This window comes from Paracoccus sp. JM45 (assembly GCF_003590715.1).
GTDB lineage: Bacteria > Pseudomonadota > Alphaproteobacteria > Rhodobacterales > Rhodobacteraceae > Paracoccus.
In genome coordinates this window covers 40,559-57,761 of record NZ_QQVY01000001.1, presented here as the reverse complement: position 1 = coordinate 57,761, position 17,203 = coordinate 40,559, and the positions used below count along the sequence as shown (strand labels likewise).

At 60.0% G+C, this 17,203-nt stretch carries 13 protein-coding genes; 4 read left to right on the top strand and 9 right to left on the bottom strand.

Going from position 1 to position 17,203, the window contains the following annotated elements; all coding sequences use genetic code 11:
- Both betB and betA read left to right on the top strand, forming a co-directional pair.
- Positions 1-1,440, top strand: coding sequence for a betaine-aldehyde dehydrogenase (gene betB / locus DWB67_RS00250; protein ID WP_182911475.1), 1,440 nt, complete (start codon positions 1-3; stop codon positions 1,438-1,440).
- The gene (gene betA / locus DWB67_RS00245; RefSeq protein ID WP_119805508.1) at positions 1,427-3,091 is read left to right on the top strand and encodes a choline dehydrogenase; all 1,665 of its coding nucleotides are present in this window, start codon (positions 1,427-1,429) and stop codon (positions 3,089-3,091) included. The genes betB and betA overlap by 14 nt, the downstream gene beginning before the upstream one ends.
- 14 nt (positions 3,092-3,105) lie before the next feature.
- Here the strand turns inward: betA and metH are convergent, their stop codons facing one another.
- The 8 genes from metH to DWB67_RS00205 form a co-directional block, all read right to left on the bottom strand.
- Positions 3,106-5,820 carry a methionine synthase gene (metH, locus tag DWB67_RS00240; RefSeq protein ID WP_119805507.1) on the bottom strand — a complete coding sequence of 905 codons (2,715 nt, stop codon included), beginning with the start codon at positions 5,818-5,820 and terminating at the stop codon, positions 3,106-3,108.
- The gene (locus tag DWB67_RS00235) at positions 5,813-6,856 is read right to left on the bottom strand and encodes a homocysteine S-methyltransferase family protein (protein ID WP_370453554.1); all 1,044 of its coding nucleotides are present in this window, start codon (positions 6,854-6,856) and stop codon (positions 5,813-5,815) included. The genes metH and DWB67_RS00235 overlap by 8 nt, the downstream gene beginning before the upstream one ends.
- Positions 6,857-6,990: 134 nt before the next feature.
- Positions 6,991-8,028 carry an extracellular solute-binding protein gene (locus DWB67_RS00230; RefSeq protein WP_119805505.1) on the bottom strand — a complete coding sequence of 346 codons (1,038 nt, stop codon included), beginning with the start codon at positions 8,026-8,028 and terminating at the stop codon, positions 6,991-6,993.
- Between the two features lie 95 nt (positions 8,029-8,123).
- On the bottom strand, positions 8,124-8,846 hold the full coding sequence (locus tag DWB67_RS00225; RefSeq protein ID WP_119806114.1) for an SDR family oxidoreductase: 723 nt from the start codon (positions 8,844-8,846) through the stop codon (positions 8,124-8,126).
- A 63-nt stretch (positions 8,847-8,909) separates the two neighbouring features.
- Positions 8,910-9,800 (bottom strand): polyphosphate kinase 2, encoded by an 891-nt coding sequence (ppk2, locus tag DWB67_RS00220; protein ID WP_119805504.1) that lies wholly within the window; start codon positions 9,798-9,800, stop codon positions 8,910-8,912.
- A 2-nt stretch (positions 9,801-9,802) separates the two neighbouring features.
- Positions 9,803-10,729 (bottom strand): homoserine O-succinyltransferase, encoded by a 927-nt coding sequence (gene metA / locus DWB67_RS00215; protein WP_119805503.1) that lies wholly within the window; start codon positions 10,727-10,729, stop codon positions 9,803-9,805.
- A 1-nt stretch (position 10,730) separates the two neighbouring features.
- Positions 10,731-11,594 carry an ATPase gene (locus DWB67_RS00210; protein WP_119805502.1) on the bottom strand — a complete coding sequence of 288 codons (864 nt, stop codon included), beginning with the start codon at positions 11,592-11,594 and terminating at the stop codon, positions 10,731-10,733.
- Positions 11,595-11,727: 133 nt separating this feature from the next.
- Positions 11,728-12,864, bottom strand: a complete 1,137-nt coding sequence (locus DWB67_RS00205; RefSeq protein WP_119805501.1) for an OmpP1/FadL family transporter — start codon at positions 12,862-12,864, stop codon at positions 11,728-11,730.
- 216 nt (positions 12,865-13,080) lie between these two features.
- Here DWB67_RS00205 and guaB point away from each other — a divergent pair, with 216 nt between their 5' ends.
- On the top strand, positions 13,081-14,529 hold the full coding sequence (gene guaB, locus DWB67_RS00200) for an IMP dehydrogenase (RefSeq protein WP_119805500.1): 1,449 nt from the start codon (positions 13,081-13,083) through the stop codon (positions 14,527-14,529).
- A 117-nt stretch (positions 14,530-14,646) separates the two neighbouring features.
- Complete coding sequence (locus tag DWB67_RS00195) at positions 14,647-15,885, top strand: Hsp70 family protein (protein WP_119805499.1); 1,239 nt, start codon at positions 14,647-14,649, stop codon at positions 15,883-15,885.
- On the opposite strand, the gene DWB67_RS00190 is transcribed toward DWB67_RS00195, so the two are convergent.
- Positions 15,886-17,175 carry a sorbosone dehydrogenase family protein gene (locus tag DWB67_RS00190; protein ID WP_119805498.1) on the bottom strand — a complete coding sequence of 430 codons (1,290 nt, stop codon included), beginning with the start codon at positions 17,173-17,175 and terminating at the stop codon, positions 15,886-15,888.
- Positions 17,176-17,203: the final 28 nt, after the last annotated feature.

The window sequence follows — 17,203 nt, the reverse complement described above, 5'->3', positions numbered from 1 at the left end:
CTGACCGCACAACCCGCCGCCAGCCTGTTCATCAACGGCACCTATGTCGAAGGGCAGGGCGACGAACTTACCGTCCGCTATCCATATACCGGCGAAAGAATTGCAACCCTGCACGAAGCCAGCACCGATCAGGTCGCATTGGCCTGTCAGGCAGCAAAAGCCGCCCAGCCCGCATGGGCGGCCCTGTCGCCTGTCGAACGCGGACGCATTCTTGGTCGTGCTGCTGCAATTATCATCGCGCAGAATGATGAGCTGGCCCAGTTGGAAACGTTGGACACCGGCAAGCCAATTCAGGAAACCTTAGGGGCTGACTGGCCGTCAGGGGCTGCTGCACTGGAATATTTCGCGGGCCTTGCCGCCACGCTGACCGGTCAGATGATCCCGCTGGGGGCCGATTGGGCCTATACCCGACGCGAGGCGCTTGGCGTTTGCGCGGGCATCGGGGCGTGGAACTATCCCAGCCAGATCGCTTGTTGGAAAGCCGCGCCCGCGTTGGTCATGGGCAATACGATGATCTTCAAACCCTCCGAGGAAACGCCGCTTGGTGCCTTGAAACTGGCCGAGATTTTGTTGCAAGCCGGCCTGCCGGCCGGTGTTTTCAACGTCATACAGGGGCGCGGTAAGGTGGGCGCTGCGCTGGTCGGCGATCCGAATGTGGCCAAGGTATCGCTGACCGGTTCGGTCCCGACGGGCCGCCGCGTGTACGCCGCCGCAGCCGAAGGCATGCGCCACGTTACGATGGAACTGGGTGGCAAATCGCCCCTGATCGTTTTCGACGATGCGAACCTTGAGGACGCCGTCAGCGCGGCCATTCTGGCGAACTTCTACAGCTCGGGTCAAATCTGTTCGAACGGTACGCGCGTTTTCCTGCAGGAAGGCATCAAGACCCCGTTCCTTGAGCGGCTGGCCGAACGCGTGAAGGCGATCAAGATGGGCGACCCGATGGACCCCGACACCAACCACGGTCCCACCATCAACCCGACGCAGGCCGCGAAGATCCGTGAAGCCATCGCCGCCGGTCAGGCCGCCGGTGCGCGTCTGGTCTGTGGCGGTCCGGGCGAGGGTGCGTTCATCCCGCCGACCGTCTTTGCCGACGCGACTGACGACATGACCATCGCCACCGACGAGATCTTCGGCCCGGTGATGACGACGCTGTCCTTCTTCGACGAGGAAGAGGCGGTGCGTCGCGCCAATGGCACCGGCTTCGGTCTGGCCGCGGGCGTCTTCACGCAGGATGTGACCCGCGCCCATCGCGTTGTCGCGGGCCTCGAGGCGGGCACCTGCTGGATCAACACCTACAACCTGACCCCTGTCGAAATGCCCTTCGGCGGCGTCAAGAATTCGGGTCTGGGCCGTGAAAACTCTGCCGCCGCGATCGAGCATTATTCGCAGCTGAAATCGGTCTATGTCGGAATGGGAGGCGTCGATGCCCCGTACTGAGAACACGAACGCGGCAGCGCCCGCAGATTATGTCATCATCGGTGCAGGCAGCGCCGGTTGCGCGTTGGCATACCGCCTGACCGAAGCCGGGCGGACCGTCACCCTGATCGAATTCGGCGGCAGCGACATCGGCCCCTTCATCCAGATGCCGGGCGCGCTGTCCTATCCGATGAATATGGCGCGCTATGACTGGGGCTTTGCGTCCCAGCCCGAAGAGCATTTGGGGGGGCGCAGTCTGGCCACACCGCGCGGCAAGGTGCTGGGCGGGTCGTCCTCGATCAACGGGATGGTCTTTGTTCGCGGCAACCCGCTGGATTACCAGCATTGGGAAGACAGCGGCGCGACCGGCTGGAACTATGCCGACGTGCTGCCCTATTTCAAGCGGATGGAGACGTGGCACGGCGATCCCTCGGGCGACCAGACCTCGCCCTGGCGCGGTGACAGCGGCCCGATGCATGTGTCGCGCGGCAAGCGCAAGAACCCGCTGTTCAACACCTTCATCAAGGCCGGCGAACAGGCGGGCTGGCCGCGCACCGATGATTACAACGGCGAACAGCAAGAGGGCTTCGGCCCGATGGAGGCGACCATCTGGAAGGGCCGCCGCTGGTCGACGGCCAATGCCTACCTGCGCCCCGCCAAGAAGACCGGCCTGCTGACCGTCGTTCGCGGCTTGGCACGGCGTGTTCTCTTCGAAGGAAAGCGTGCCTACGGCGTTGAGTTGGAACAAAAAGGCCAGATCACGCAGGTTGAGGCCAAGCGCGAGGTTATCATTTCGGCCAGTTCCATCAATTCGCCGAAACTGCTGATGGTATCCGGCATCGGACCGGCGGATCACCTGCGCGAACATGGCATTACGCCGCTGGTCGATCGTCCGGGCGTGGGTGCGAACCTGCAGGACCACCTCGAGGTCTATATGCAGTATAAATCGCTGAAGCCGATCACGCTCTACAGCTATTACAACCTGCTGGGCAAAAGCCGCGTGGGTGTCGAATGGCTGCTGCAGAAGACGGGCTTGGGCGCGTCGAACCAGTTCGAAAGCTGCGGGTTCATCAAGTCCGATGACGCTAAGGATTATCCCGATATCCAGTATCACTTCCTGCCGCTGGCCGTGCGGTATGACGGTAAGGCGGCGGCGACGGGCCACGGGTTTCAGGCGCATGTCGGTCCGATGCGCTCGGCCTCGCGCGGGACGGTTCGTCTTGCCAGCGGCGATCCGAACATGGCACCCAAGATATACTTCAATTACATGTCGCAAGACAGCGATTGGGAAGAATTCCGCGCGTGTGTCCGTCACACCCGCCGGATTTTTGCCCAACCGGCTTTCGCCGAATTCTGCGGGGATGAAATCCAGCCCGGCATCGATTTGCAAAGCGATGAAGAACTGGACAGCTTTATCCGCGAACATGCGGAATCGGCCTATCACCCCTGCGGGTCCTGCCGGATGGGTGCGGCTGACGACGACATGGCGGTGGTTGACCCCGAGTTGCGGGTGATCGGGGTCGAAGGGCTGCGCGTCGTCGACAGCTCGATCTTCCCGCGGATCACCAACGGCAATCTGAACGGGCCGTCGATCATGACGGGCGAAAAGGCCGCCGATCATATTCTGGGGCGTCAGATGATGCGCGCCGATCTGGACCAATTGGGCCGCTGACCGGCGCGTCGGTGTTATGCGGCATCGGCTGCCGCCTTGCGCTTGGTATAGTTAAGGACAGGGGCCAGCCAACGCTCGACCTCCTCCAGCGACATGCCTTTGCGGGCGGCGTAATCGCGGGCCTGATCTTCTTCGATCTTGGCGACGCCGAAGTAATAGCTGTCTGGGTGCCCGATATAAAGCCCCGAGACCGATGATCCCGGCCACATTGCCATGCTTTCCGTCAGCGTCACACCGGTCGCTGCTTCTGCGTCCAGCAGGCGGAACAGGGTCAGCTTTTCGGTATGATCGGGCTGTGCGGGATAGCCCGGCGCGGGGCGGATACCGGCATAGGGTTCGCCGATCAGATCGCCGGGCTCATAGGTTTCATCCGCGCCATAGCCCCAATATTCCTTGCGGACGCGTTCATGCAGCATCTCGGCCATGGCTTCGGCAAAGCGGTCGGCTAGCGCCTTGACCATGATCGAGGAATAATCGTCGCCCGCTTTTTCAAAATCATCCGCAATAGCTGCCTCTTCGGGGCCTGCCGTGACGACAAAGCCGCCGATATGGTCCGCAGCTTGCGGTGCCACGAAATCTGACAGGGCGACGTTCGGGCGACCGTTGCGCTTGGTCACCTGCTGGCGCAGCGTATGCAGCGTGGCCAGTTCCTGTTCGCGATCCTCGCCGGTGAAAAGGCGGATGTCGTCGCCCGCGGCATTGGCGGGCCAGAAGCCGACCACCGCGCGCGGCTTGAACCATTTGCCGTCGATGATTTTTACCAGCATCTCTTTCGCTTCGGCGAACAGTGTGCGTGCAGCCTCGCCCTGCTTTTCGTCCTCCAGAATGCGAGGATAGACGCCCTTCAGCTCCCACGTCTGGAAGAAGGGGGTCCAGTCGATATAGCGGGCGATTTCAGCCAGATCCCAGTCATCGATAATCCGCGCGCCGGTGAATTGCGGCGCAACGGGGGTATAGGCCGACCAATCGACCTGCAGGGCATTGGCGCGGGCGGTTGCAAGGGGCAGGCGGGTCTTGGCGGCCTCGGCCCGTTCGTGGCGTTCGGCGACATCGACATATTCCGCTTTGACCTTCGCGACATAAGCGTCCTGGCGTTCGGGGCTGAGCAGTTCGGACACCACACCCACCGCGCGGCTGGCATCGGTCACATAGACCGCTTGTCCCGCCACATAGCGCGGGGCCACCTTGACCGCCGTATGGATTTTCGAGGTGGTCGCCCCGCCGATCAGCAGCGGCACGTTGAAGCCTTCGCGCTGCATTTCGCTGGCAACATGGACCATTTCGTCCAAGGACGGCGTGATCAGTCCCGACAATCCGATGACATCGACATTTTCCGCCTTGGCCACTTCCAGAATTTTCTGGGCAGGGACCATCACACCAAGGTCGATCACCTCGTAATTGTTGCAGGCCAGAACGACGCCGACGATATTTTTGCCGATGTCGTGCACGTCGCCCTTGACGGTGGCCATCAGGATCTTGCCAGCCGACTGACGTTCGGTTCCACCGTTAAGGCGCTTTTCCTCCTCCATATAGGGCAGAAGGATGGCGACGGCCTGCTTCATCACGCGGGCCGACTTAACCACCTGTGGCAGGAACATCTTGCCCGCGCCGAACAGGTCGCCGACGACATTCATGCCCGCCATCAGCGGACCTTCGATGACATGCAGCGGACGTTCGGCCTGAAGGCGGGCTTCCTCGGTGTCAGCATCGACATATTCGGTGATGCCATTGACCAGCGCATGTTCCAGACGCTTTTCGATGGACCATTCGCGCCACGTTAGGTCTTTTTCACGACCCTTGGCACCGGCTTCCCCACGATAGCGTTCAGCAACCTCCAGCAGGCGGTCGGTCGCATCGTCGCGGCGGTTCAGGACGACATCTTCGCAGGCTTCGCGCAGGTCGGCGTCGATCTGGTCATAGACGGCCAGCTGACCGGCGTTGACGATGCCCATGTCCATGCCCGCCTGAATGGCATGGTACAGGAACACAGCATGCATCGCCTCGCGCACGGGTTCATTGCCGCGGAAACTGAAGGACAGGTTCGACACACCGCCCGACACATGCGCATGAGGCAGGTTCTGGCGGATCCAGCGCGTGGCCTCGATGAAATCGACGCCGTAGTTGTTATGTTCCTCGATCCCCGTGGCCACGGCAAAGACGTTGGGGTCGAAAATGATGTCTTCGGGCGGAAAGCCGACCTCATCGACCAGAATACGGTATGCGCGTTCGCAAATCTGGATCTTGCGCGCGCAGGTATCGGCCTGACCCTGTTCATCAAAGGCCATGACGACAACCGCAGCACCATAGGCCAGACACAGGCCAGCCTGATGGCGGAACTGATCCTCGCCCTCTTTCATGCTGATGGAGTTGACGACCGGCTTGCCCTGTACGCATTGCAGGCCCGCCTCGATCACCTCCCATTTGGAGCTGTCGATCATGATCGGCACGCGGGCGATGTCGGGTTCGGCAGCCAGCAGGTTCAGGTATTCGACCATAGCGGCTTTTGAATCGATCAGGCCTTCGTCCATGTTAATATCGATGATCTGCGCGCCGTTTTCGACCTGATCGCGAGCAACCTCCAGCGCGGTGGCATAGTCGCGGTTCTTGACCAGTTTGCGGAAACGTGCGGAACCGGTGACATTCGTGCGTTCGCCCACGTTCACGAAGGGGATGTCGGGCGTCAGGACGAAGGGTTCCAGACCGGACAGGCGAAGCATGCGATCAGACATAGGCGGGCACCTTTCTGGGGGCGAAACCGGCGACGGCTTCGGCGATGGCGCGGATATGATCAGGGGTCGTGCCACAGCAGCCGCCGACGACATTGACCAGCCCCTCGCGGGCGAAATCGGCGATCTGCGGGGCGGTGTCCAGCGGGCCTTCGTCATATTGGCCAAAGGCGTTGGGCAAACCGGCATTCGGATAGGCGCAGATCAGCGTATCAGCCACGGTCGACAGTTCGGCCAGATGCGGGCGCATGGCATTGGCCCCCAGCGCACAGTTCAGACCGATGGTCCATGGTTTGGCGTGCCGGACCGAATGCCAGAAGGCCGTCGGCGTCTGTCCCGACAGCGTGCGCCCCGATGCGTCGGTGATCGTGCCGGAAATCATCATCGGCAGGGCGCGGCCATGTTCCTCCATCGCCTGAATGCAGGCAAAGATGGCGGCTTTGGCGTTTAGCGTATCAAAAATCGTCTCGATCAGCAGAATGTCCGATCCGCCGGCAATCAGACCCTTTGCTTGCTGCAGATAGGCCACGCGCAGATCGTCGAATGTCACGGCGCGGTAGCCGGGGTCATTCACATCGGGGCTGATGGAGGCCGTGCGGTTCGTCGGCCCGATCGCACCCGCGACGAAGCGCGGCTTGCCATCAATTGCGGTCGCACGATCCAGCGCGCGGCGCACGACACGCGCACCATCGACGTTCAGGTCGTGGACCGCATCCTGCATGCCGTAATCTGCCTGCGCGATAGTCGTGGCGGAAAACGTGTTGGTTTCAACAATATCCGCACCGGCCATGGCATAGTTGAAATGGATTTCCTCGACCGCTTCGGGCTGGGTCAGGATCAGCAGGTCGTTATTGCCCTGCTGGGCGTGGTCGGAATGGTGACGGCAGACGTGGCCCGATCCGTGGCCGGTATAGTCATCCTCGCCCAGTCCAAGGGACTGGATCTGGGTGCCCATCGCGCCATCCATAATCAGGATGCGTTCGGACGCAGCCTTGTTCAGGGCCGCAAAGGCATCGGATTGGGGAAGCTTACCGGACATGATCACGCCTTTCATCAGAAGTCGGCTGTATAGACCCCTGAATGCTTGGCGGCAAATTCATAGTTTTCGATAAGATCATGAATCTGCTTCATGTCATGTCGGCAGCGGGGGCATTCCCCGCTGCCGGCGTCGTCTTAGAAACCTGCTTTGATTTTCTCGAATTCAGCCAATTGGCGTTGGCGCTGTTCGGGGTCATTCGGCGTCTGGGCCAGAACCGGCACGTCTATGTCTGCCAGACCTTCGGCAACGGAAGGTTCATCCTTGATCGTTTCCATCGCCTCGGTCGAACTGTGGCCATAACCGATGGTGTCCAGCAGGGCTTTCCCTGCCGAAGGCTCCATCCATGCGTTGATGAAATCATATGCGCGTTCTTCGTCGCCCGGACCGTCCTTGACGTTCACAAAGCCGCAAAAGAAAGTCGAGGATCCTTCGGTCGCCTCGCGCTGGAAGCCGACGGGATAATTATCTTCCTGAAGATAGACGACGCCGTCATTCCACGACCATGCAACATCGACCGCACCCGAGGCCATCAGCTGCGCCTGTTCCGACGGGTCGGCCCAATAGGCGGCGACGTTCTGATGTGCCTTGCGCAACCATTCCGCAGCGGCGTCGAATTGTTCGTCGCTGACATCGGTCCAATCGGTGGTGCCGGTTGCCAGATAGGCCAGCGCCCAAACATCATCCGAACTGTCGGGCAGCGATGTGCGGCCCTGATATTTCGGGTCAAGGAAGACATCCAGCGACGCCACATCCTCGGCCGGGACGGTTTCGGTGTTATAGGCAATAGCCGTTGCGCCCCAATCGGCAGGGATGAACCAAACGCCCTGATCATCGCGGAAAATCTCGGAATCAAGGAATTTTTCATCGATCTTGTCGAAATTCGGGATCTTGCTGGTGTCCCAAGGCTCGATCAGACCCGCGTCGCGGTATTTTCCGACCATCTGGCTGCACGGATGGATGATATCGGCACGAAAGCCCGATGCGACCTTCTGGAAGGCTTCGTCATCATCGCCGAAAAAGGCAAAGGTCGGGCTGTCGCCATGTTTGTCGATATAGCTCTGGAAAATCGAGGGTTCCTCGAACCCTGCCCAATCGAAAACCGTCAGTTCTTTGTCGGCGGCATAGGCGGGCAAAGCGGCCATGGCCAAAATGGTGGTGGTCAGCAAACGCATGAAATCTGGCCTTTGTGTTTCGTCCGGTTTGACACAAGGCTAGCCGTCGGCCCCGCACCGCGCAAGCGTTTCACGCAGGGCAGGGGCGCGATTGCCTAGCGCATCCGCAATGCGCCATCCAAGCGGATCACTTCACCATTCAGATAATCGCTTTCGACGATAAACGCGGCCATACGGGCGTATTCTGCGGGATCACCAAGGCGCTTGGGGAATGTTACCTCCGAGGCAAGGCTGTCCTGCACATCCTGCGGCAAACCCGACAGCATAGGCGTGCCGAAAATGCCCGGCGCGATGGCGCAAACCCGGATGTTCTGACCCGCCAGATCGCGCGCCAGGGACAGGGTCATCCCCGCAATCCCCGCCTTGGAGGCCGCATAGGCTGCCTGCCCTTTCTGGCCGTCAAAGGCTGCAATCGATGCGGTGTTGATGATCACACCATTGGCCGAGCAGTTGTTCTGGACCATCCGTTCAGCGGCCAGACGCAGGACATTGAAACTGCCGATCAGGTTGATTTCAATTGTGCGACGAAAGCTGGCCAGGCTGTGGGGGCCGTCGCGTCCAAGGGTTTTTTCGCCCGTCGCGATACCCGCACAATTCACGCAGATGTCGATGCCACCCATCAGCGATACGGCCTGATCCACCGCGGCAGATACGCTGTCCTCATCGGTCACATCGGTCCGGATGAAACCGGACCTGCCGCCAGCGGCCAGATCCAGCACCACAACCTGCGCGCCCCTTTCGCGGAAATGCGCGGTGGTTGCAGCGCCAAGGCCGGACGCACCACCGGTGACGATGGCGCGGCTGTTTGACAGGTCCATGATACCCTCCCAGATTGTCCCATGGGAAGGTTGTGTCATGCGGCCCGTCATTGGCCAAGAGTGTCAGTCGCGCAGCAGTTCCGGTCCGCCTGCAATCAGCGGGTCGATTGCGCCGATGGCATCCAGATCTTTGCCCGCATAATCGACCGCGTGCAAAATGGTCTGGATGGCAGCCACCCGCGCGCGTTTCTTGTCATCTGACCGGATGACCGTCCAAGGGGCGATGGGGGAATGCGACAGGTTCAGCGTGTCGCGGATGGCATCGGTATATTCATCCCATTTCGCCAGACCCTGAACGTCAATGCCGCTCAGCTTCCATTGCTTCAGCGGGTCTTTTTCGCGGTCCAGAAAGCGCTGTAATTGTTCGGCGCGCCCGACATTCAGCCACAGTTTGACCAAAATCACCCCGTCATCGACCAGCATCTGTTCAAAACTGGGCAGCTGGCGGAAAAAGGCGTTGCGCTGTGCATCGGTGGAAAAGCCGAAAACGCGCTCGACCACGCCGCGGTTATACCAGCTGCGGTCGAACAGCGCCAATTCGCCCGCCGCGGGCAGGCGGTCGACATAGCGTTGGAAATACCACTGGCCGGCCTCGCGCTCGGACGGTTTGGGCAGGGCCACGACATAAGCGGAACGCGGGTTCAGGTTTTCCTGAACGCGTTCGATGGTGCCACCCTTGCCCGCGCCGTCACGGCCCTCGAACAGGACGACGATGCGTTTGCCGGTTTCCAGCGTGTCATACATCATCCGGATCAGTTGCAGATGCAGCTTGTCCATCCGGTCGTTGTAATCATTCTTTTCCATCATTTCCCGATAGGGGAAATCATCGTCCATAATGTCATGCTTGCCCGCGTCCCCGATCTGTTTGCGGACGGATTTCGGGGCGTGTTTTTCCAGATATTCGGTGATCTGGCCGACATAGGGCAGGTTCGATGGTGCGGATGTATCGGCCATGGTCACTCTTCTCCGATGCGGGACATGTCATAGACGGTGGTCTGGTAAATCTCGTTGATCCAGTTGCCGTAAAGCAGATGGGCGTGACTGCGCCAACGGTTCGGCGGCAGGCGCGAGGGGTCGTTTTCGGGAAAATAATTTAACGGAACATCGACCGGCTTTCCCGCCTCGATATCGCGGTCGTATTCGTCTTTCAGCGTCGTATTGTCATATTCGAAATGGTTGAAAACATACAGCCCGCGCCGCTCGGCATCGGCCAGCAGACATGGCCCGACCTCGGGGCTGGACAGCAAGGTCGTCAGGGCAGGGCGGGCATCGACATCTTCCTGACGCACCTCGGTCCAGCGGCTGACAGGGACCATAACCTCATCCGAAAAACCACGCAGGTAATGCGATGCCGGATCAAGGTTCTGGTGACTGAAACAGCCGAATGCCTTGCGGTCCAGAATATGCTTGGGCAGCCCGTGGAAATGCCACGCCATCGCCATACCGCCCCAGCAGACGCCAAAGGTGGAATGCACGTGGGTGCGCGTCCATTCGAAAACGCGGGCCAGTTCGTCCCAATAGGTGACCTGATCGAAGTCCAGATGTTCGATGGGCGCGCCGGTGATGACCAGCCCGTCAAATTTCTCGCCCGTGGCCTCGACCTCGCGGAAGGACCGGTAGAAGCTTTCCATATGGTCGGCGGCGGTGTTGCGGCTTTCATGGTCCGACATACGGATCAACTGGAAGTCGATCTGCAAGGGCGTCGCGCCGATCACGCGGGCAAACTGGTTTTCGGTCTGGATCTTCTTGGGCATCAGGTTCAGCAACCCGATCCGCAGCGGACGGATGTCCTGCGTCGCGGCCCGCCCCGGAGACATGACCATCACGCCTTCCTTGGACAGGATACGATAGGCGGGCAGGTTCTCGTTCAGGGTAATGGGCATATCAGGCTTCCTTGCGGGTAATCGCCAGCGCGATCAGGTCATTGAAATCGGCGGGGGTGCGGATCTTTGCAACCTCCTCTGCCAAAATCGTGACGCCATGTGTCGCCATTGCGGCATAGCGCGGCTGGCGATGGGCCAAAGCGCGGGCATAGGTCCAGCGGATGAAGTCGTCGGGATTGACCTGTTCCTCCTCCAACCCCTTTTCGACGCGATAGGCGATCCATGCTTTTTCCAGAAATTGCGGCTGGTAATACATGGGCTTGGGGGCGCGATCAAAGCGGCGGACCAGTTCGGCGGTATGGGCGTCGCTGCCCTTGATCCAGACCATCAGGAAGTCGCGCGACAAGGCCGTCAGCACAGGATCATCGGGGTTTTCGGGGTCGACAACCTCGCATATCGAACCACCCGTGTCGCAAATGAAATGCGGCGTGCCATAGATGTCCTGCGCCCGGTCCATAAAATGGCGCGTGTCCAGCAAGGCCGCGATTTCCGCGCGGCGGTGCTGGTTCTGGCGGTTGCAGTAGTCATCGAAAGGCAGGCCGCCACGGCTGGGACTGCCGGGCTTGCCCAGATAGGTCGACAGCGGCGCCAGATTGTCGAAGGTGATATTGCTGGAAATATGCACGCTGTCGGACATCAGCAATTCGCGCAGAAAGGGGACCTTCATCGCCTCGCGCTTGAAATTATCGGCGATATATTCGCCCATATACCGCGTGCCGATGCGGTAATCGACGGAATAGTGGAACCAGTCATCCGTATCCCGCAGCATCGAGGCCAGATAGGTTTTGCCCAATCCCGACATCCCGAACAGGACAATCCGTTTGGACGGGGCTGCCCGCCAAGCCTCTGCACTGCGATAGATCATTTGCCGTCCCTTGTTTCCGCAGGGCCTTAGGTAAACCGCGCAATGGCCAAGGGGAAGGCCCCCTTATGATCAGGGGTAATGCGGGAAAAAAGGCCCGATCTTTGTCGATCGGGCCTTTCGTCATTAAAACGGATCAGAAGGAATAGCCGATCCGCATGCCCGCGCCCCATGCATCGCTGTCTTCCATATAGGCGCGCGCGGTGTCAGCAGTCTGGGCATTCGCATCGCCCAGCTTGATATAGCTGACGCCGGTCGTGACCTTGATCGGGCCTTCGGTATAGATCGCGGCAAGCGTAATGCCTTTGCGACCGGTCGTCGGCGCCAGAGGCGAAACCAGCTTGTCACCGGCCTTTTCATAGCTGAACGCCGCCGAACCCGACCATTTTTCAGTGAACCTGCGTCCTACGCCGATGGTATAGGTCGTTGTATCTTCCAGATCAACCAGACCGCTGCCGGTCAAAGCGGTAAAGACGGCTGGGTCGACTCGAAAATCGCTCCAGTTGACCCAGCGGACCGAACCGAAGACCAGCGTATCTTCGGCAACACCGGTCTGGAATTCCAGATTCCAGCTTTCAGGTGTGTCCACCGTTGTGGTCGAGGCATCGGCGCTTAATGCCTGTGCTGCAATCGGGCCGCTGCCATCAGGGTCAAGGGTTTCGGTGGTGCGGAAGTTATGTTCGATCTTGGAGTTGTAGGTTAAAGAAATCCGCGCGGCAATTTCCGGCTTTTCCCAAGCAGCCCCTGCCACCCAGCCGATACCGGTGTCGGATTCAAGATCGGCAGTATAGCCCGAGACGCTGCCATAGGCCAAACCGTTCAGCGACACGGTCGCATCGGCCCGCGATCCGCGGATGCCACCATGGACCGAGAAATTATTCGGCATCTTATAGCGGCCAAGCGCGGTGAACGTGGTGGAATCAACCTGTGCCAATGTCCCCCCGAACACAGATGATCCGCCATTTTCCACGGTTGGATAAAGGATATCCGCGCCAAAGGGCTGTTCGACGATAATCGCCCCCGAGAAGGCTTCCGTAAATTGCTGTTTATAAGACAGGCCGGTAAAACCGTAGCCTTGCGCGACATCACCGGTTGCAGATCCAAGAAAATCTGTGCCTTCGACCGTCGGATTGACGCCACCGAAGCTAAGCTCGATATAATTTCCGTCCTCGAACAGGGCGTTCAGCGATTGGGGCGCGCGTTCGATGCCGCCCGCAAACAGTTGGGATGCGCTTAGCATCAGGATAGCGATGCCCGATGATGCAATTTTCATTGTTTCCTCCCTAAAAGGGCTCGTTGGCCCAAGGACAGCCTAAAGAAGGACCATTACGATTCAATTAGCGCAGTCAATTTACCTCACGTTCATATCACCTTTCCGTGGCGTCTCGTGGCAGTTCGGCAACGCAGATTGAGTGCGATCAAGGCTGGACAATTGCCGCTGCACGTGAAAGTGGAAACTGCCAAACGAAATTGCCGCAAGGACACCCCCATGCAGATTCGTGAGGCTCTCACATTCGACGACGTTCTACTGGTTCCGGCTGCCTCGACGGTGATGCCGTCGACCGCTGACGTGACCACAAATGTCACCAGATCCATCCGCATGAACATCCCTTTGCTGTCGTCGGCCATGGATACGGTCACCGAAAGCCGGATGGCCATTGCGATGGCACAGGCAGGGGGCATGGGCGTGATCCATCGCAACCTGACCACCGAACAGCAGGCCGCCGAAGTCAGCCGCGTCAAGCGGTTCGAGTCCGGCATCGTCTATAACCCGATTACCCTGACGCCCGACCAGACGCTGGCCGATGCCAAGGCGTTTCAGGACCGCTATAACGTCACCGGTTTTCCGGTCGTCGACGAACAGGGTCGCGTTCTGGGCATTGTCACCAACCGCGACATGCGCTTTGCCAACGACAGCCGCACCCCCGTACGTGCCATGATGAGCGCGGACAACCTTGCGATCCTGCGCGAACCTGCCGATCGCCAGCAGGCGATTGATCTGATGAAATCGCGCCGCATCGAAAAGCTGCTGATCACCGATGGTCAGGGCAAGCTGACCGGTCTGTTGACGCTGAAGGACACCGAAAAGGCCGTCCTGAACCCCTTGGCCTGCAAGGATGACATGGGCCGTCTGCGGGTTGCTGCTGCCTCGACCGTGGGGGACGAAGGCTTCGAACGCAGTCAGGCCCTAATCGAGGCTGGCGTCGATATGGTCGTCATCGACACCGCGCATGGCCATTCGGCCGGTGTGGCCAAAGCGGTTGAACGTGTGAAGGCCATTGCGGGCAACGTTCAGGTCATCGCCGGCAACGTCGCCACGGCCGAAGCTGTGCGCGCCCTGATCGGTGCAGGCGCCGATGCCATCAAGGTCGGGATCGGTCCGGGCAGCATCTGCACCACCCGTATCGTGGCAGGCGTCGGTGTTCCGCAGTTGACGGCAATCATGGATGCGGCATCGGGTGCAGGTGATATCCCGATCATCGCCGATGGCGGGATTAAATTCTCGGGCGATTTCGCCAAAGCGATCGCGGCGGGCGCAAGCTGCGCGATGGTCGGCAGCGCGATTGCCGGCACCGATGAAAGCCCCGGCGAGGTGATCCTCTATCAGGGTCGCAGCTATAAATCCTATCGCGGGATGGGGTCGCTGGGGGCCATGGCACGCGGATCGGCGGACCGTTACTTCCAGAAGGATGCGGCATCCGACAAGCTGGTCCCCGAAGGGATCGAAGGGCAGGTTCCCTATAAGGGGCCCGCTGGCACCGTCATTCACCAGCTGGTCGGCGGTTTGCGCGCAGCCATGGGTTATACCGGTTGTGCCACCGTTCCCGAAATGCGCAAAAACTGCGAATTTGTGCGTATTACCGGTGCCGGCCTGAAAGAAAGCCACGTCCATGACGTGCAGATCACCCGTGAATCGCCCAATTATCGGGCCGGATAATTTGACAACCCGACCACGGATAACGGCCTTGCCGCTGTCCGTGGTTTCCCTTGCTTGACAAGCCCGACGCGCCTGCCTAAAGACCCGCCCTTCGTTCAGATTTCACGGGGTGTGGCCATGACACATGCGATCGGCATCGACTTTGGCACCTCGAATTCGGCTGCGGCCTATCTGGTGGATGGCAAGCCACGGATGATTCCGATGGCGGACGGGCAGATGACCATGCCCACGACGTTTTTCTTCAATCAGGAAACCCGCCGTACGCTGATTGGCGAACCTGCCAATCAGGCGCTGCTGGACGGGACCGAGGGTCGCTTTATGCGCGCCCTGAAGCGTGTTCTTGGCACCAAGCTGATGCATGAAAACCGCCAGATCCTGCACGAGCGTGTGACCTTTGTCGATATCATTGCCCGCTTCCTGAACCAGATCAAAACCCGCGCCGAGTCTGAAACCGGTCTGACCTTCGACCGCGTCATGTCGGGCCGTCCCGTGGTCTTTCACGGCGCCAATGACCCGCGCGAGGCGCAGGCCGAGGAAGACCTGCGTGCCTGCTATCTGGCTGCCGGTTTCACCCATGTCGATTTCATGGCCGAACCCGAAGCCGCCGCCATTGCCAGCGGCGCCTTGGAACAATCACGCATGGTGGGTCTGATCGTCGATGTGGGTGGCGGGACGTCCGACTTTTCGCTGTTCCGGTCCGGTAAGGATGGCGTGCAGATTATGGCCAACCACGGTGTCCGCATTGGCGGGACCGATTTTGACCGTGCCATCAATATCGACTGGGTCATGCCGCTGCTGGGCAAGGGAACGGAACTGCGTAAGGCGATGGGTTCTGGCACCTCGCCCACGCCGAATGCGATTTTCAACGATCTGGCGACATGGGAAAAGATCCCTTTCGTCTATACCCCGCAGAACAGCCGCATGGTTGCTGAAATGGTGCGTCTGTCACAGGAACCCGAAAAACTGTCCCGCCTTGCCACTGTTCTGCAGGATGAATTGGGCCACGAACTGGCCTTTGCGGTCGAACGTGGCAAAATCGCTGCCAATAGCGGGGCGGATGACGCACAGATCGTTCTGAATGCCGTCCAGCGGGGGCTAAACGCACCCTTGTCACCACAGGCCGTGACATCCAGTCTTGCCCGCCACGCCGAAATGCTGGCCGAGGGCGCGCAGGAAACGCTGCGGATGGCGGATATTGATGCGGGTCAGGTCGGGCAGGTGATCTATGTCGGTGGATCAAGTCTGATGTCGATGGTGTCGGATACGATGCGCGCGCAGTTTCCTGATGCGCATCATTCCTTCAGCGAGGTGTTCACCGCCGTCACCGACGGTCTGGCGATTGCGGCAAACCGCTGATCAAGCGGCGCTGACCCGCCAGATAATATCGCCAACATCATCGGCCATCAAAAGCGACTTCTTGTCGGGGCCGACCACGACACCGACGGGACGACCATAGGAGGTTTTCTCGTCCTCGGACAAGAACCCCCACAGGATATCGCGTGGCGGCCCGCTGGGTTTTCCGTTCTGGAACGGGATAAAGATCAGCTTGTATCCGCTGAGGGTCGACCGGTTCCACGACCCGTGCTGCCCGATAACCATACCGTCCGGAAATCCGGGCAGGGTGCCCGATGGCATCCAGCACAGCCCCAGTGACGCCGTATGGCCGCCCAAGGCATAATCGGGGGTGATGGCGGCGGCGACCTTTTTCGGGTCCTGGGGGACCCTATCATCGACCGTCTGCCCCCAATAGGAATAGGGCCAGCCATAAAACCCGTCCTGCTGGACCGAGGTCAGGTAATCGGGCGGCGTTTCATCCCCCAAACCGTCGCGTTCGTTCACAACCGTCCAAAGCGACCCTGTGACAGGTTCCCATGCCATGCCGACGGCATTACGCAGGCCCGATGCAAAGATGCTTGCCTGACCAGTTGCGATATCCAGTTCCCAGATGGCGGCACGGCCTTCCTCGGTCTGCAAGCCCTGATCGGCGATATTGGTCAGCGACCCCACACCGGCATAGATACGCGTTGCATCAGGTGACACGATCAGGCTGCGCGTCCAATGGCCCGCCGGTTTGAAATTGACCAGCTTGTTACCTGTGCCGAAAATCGATGTGTCGCCATCCTGATAGGGGAAGGCCACAATGCCGTCGGTATTACCGACATAAAAGGTGCCATCCACCAGCGCCATGCCGAAGGGCTGGTTCTGGTTTTCCAAGAATACTTCGCGGATTTCGGCAGTCCCGTCACCATCGGCATCGCGCCACAGGGTAATGCGGTTGGCACTGTCACCGATGGCGCGGGCACGGCGCATGGTGGCCTGCGTCGCGCGGTCCATCAGGGTTTTGACGGGGCCGGGCTGTTCCTTTGCCTCTGAGACCAGAACATCGCCGTTGGGCAGAACCTCGATCCAGCGGGGGTGATCCAGATCCGAGGCGAAGGCGTTGACCTGCAATCCTTCTGCCGCCGTCGGCTTGTGTCCCGGTGCCCAGCCTTTGGCGGTCGGCATCTTCAGGGTCATGATGCCCTGCTTGCGGGCTTCGGGAATATCCGGTGTTCCCCCCATTGCCTGTGTGTCCGGTGCGCCAAAGCGTCTGATTGCGACCATAACCCCACCGACAAGGGCGGTCGCGCGTGCCATGAATTCCATGCTGCTTCCCGATTTTGCTTTTGTCACA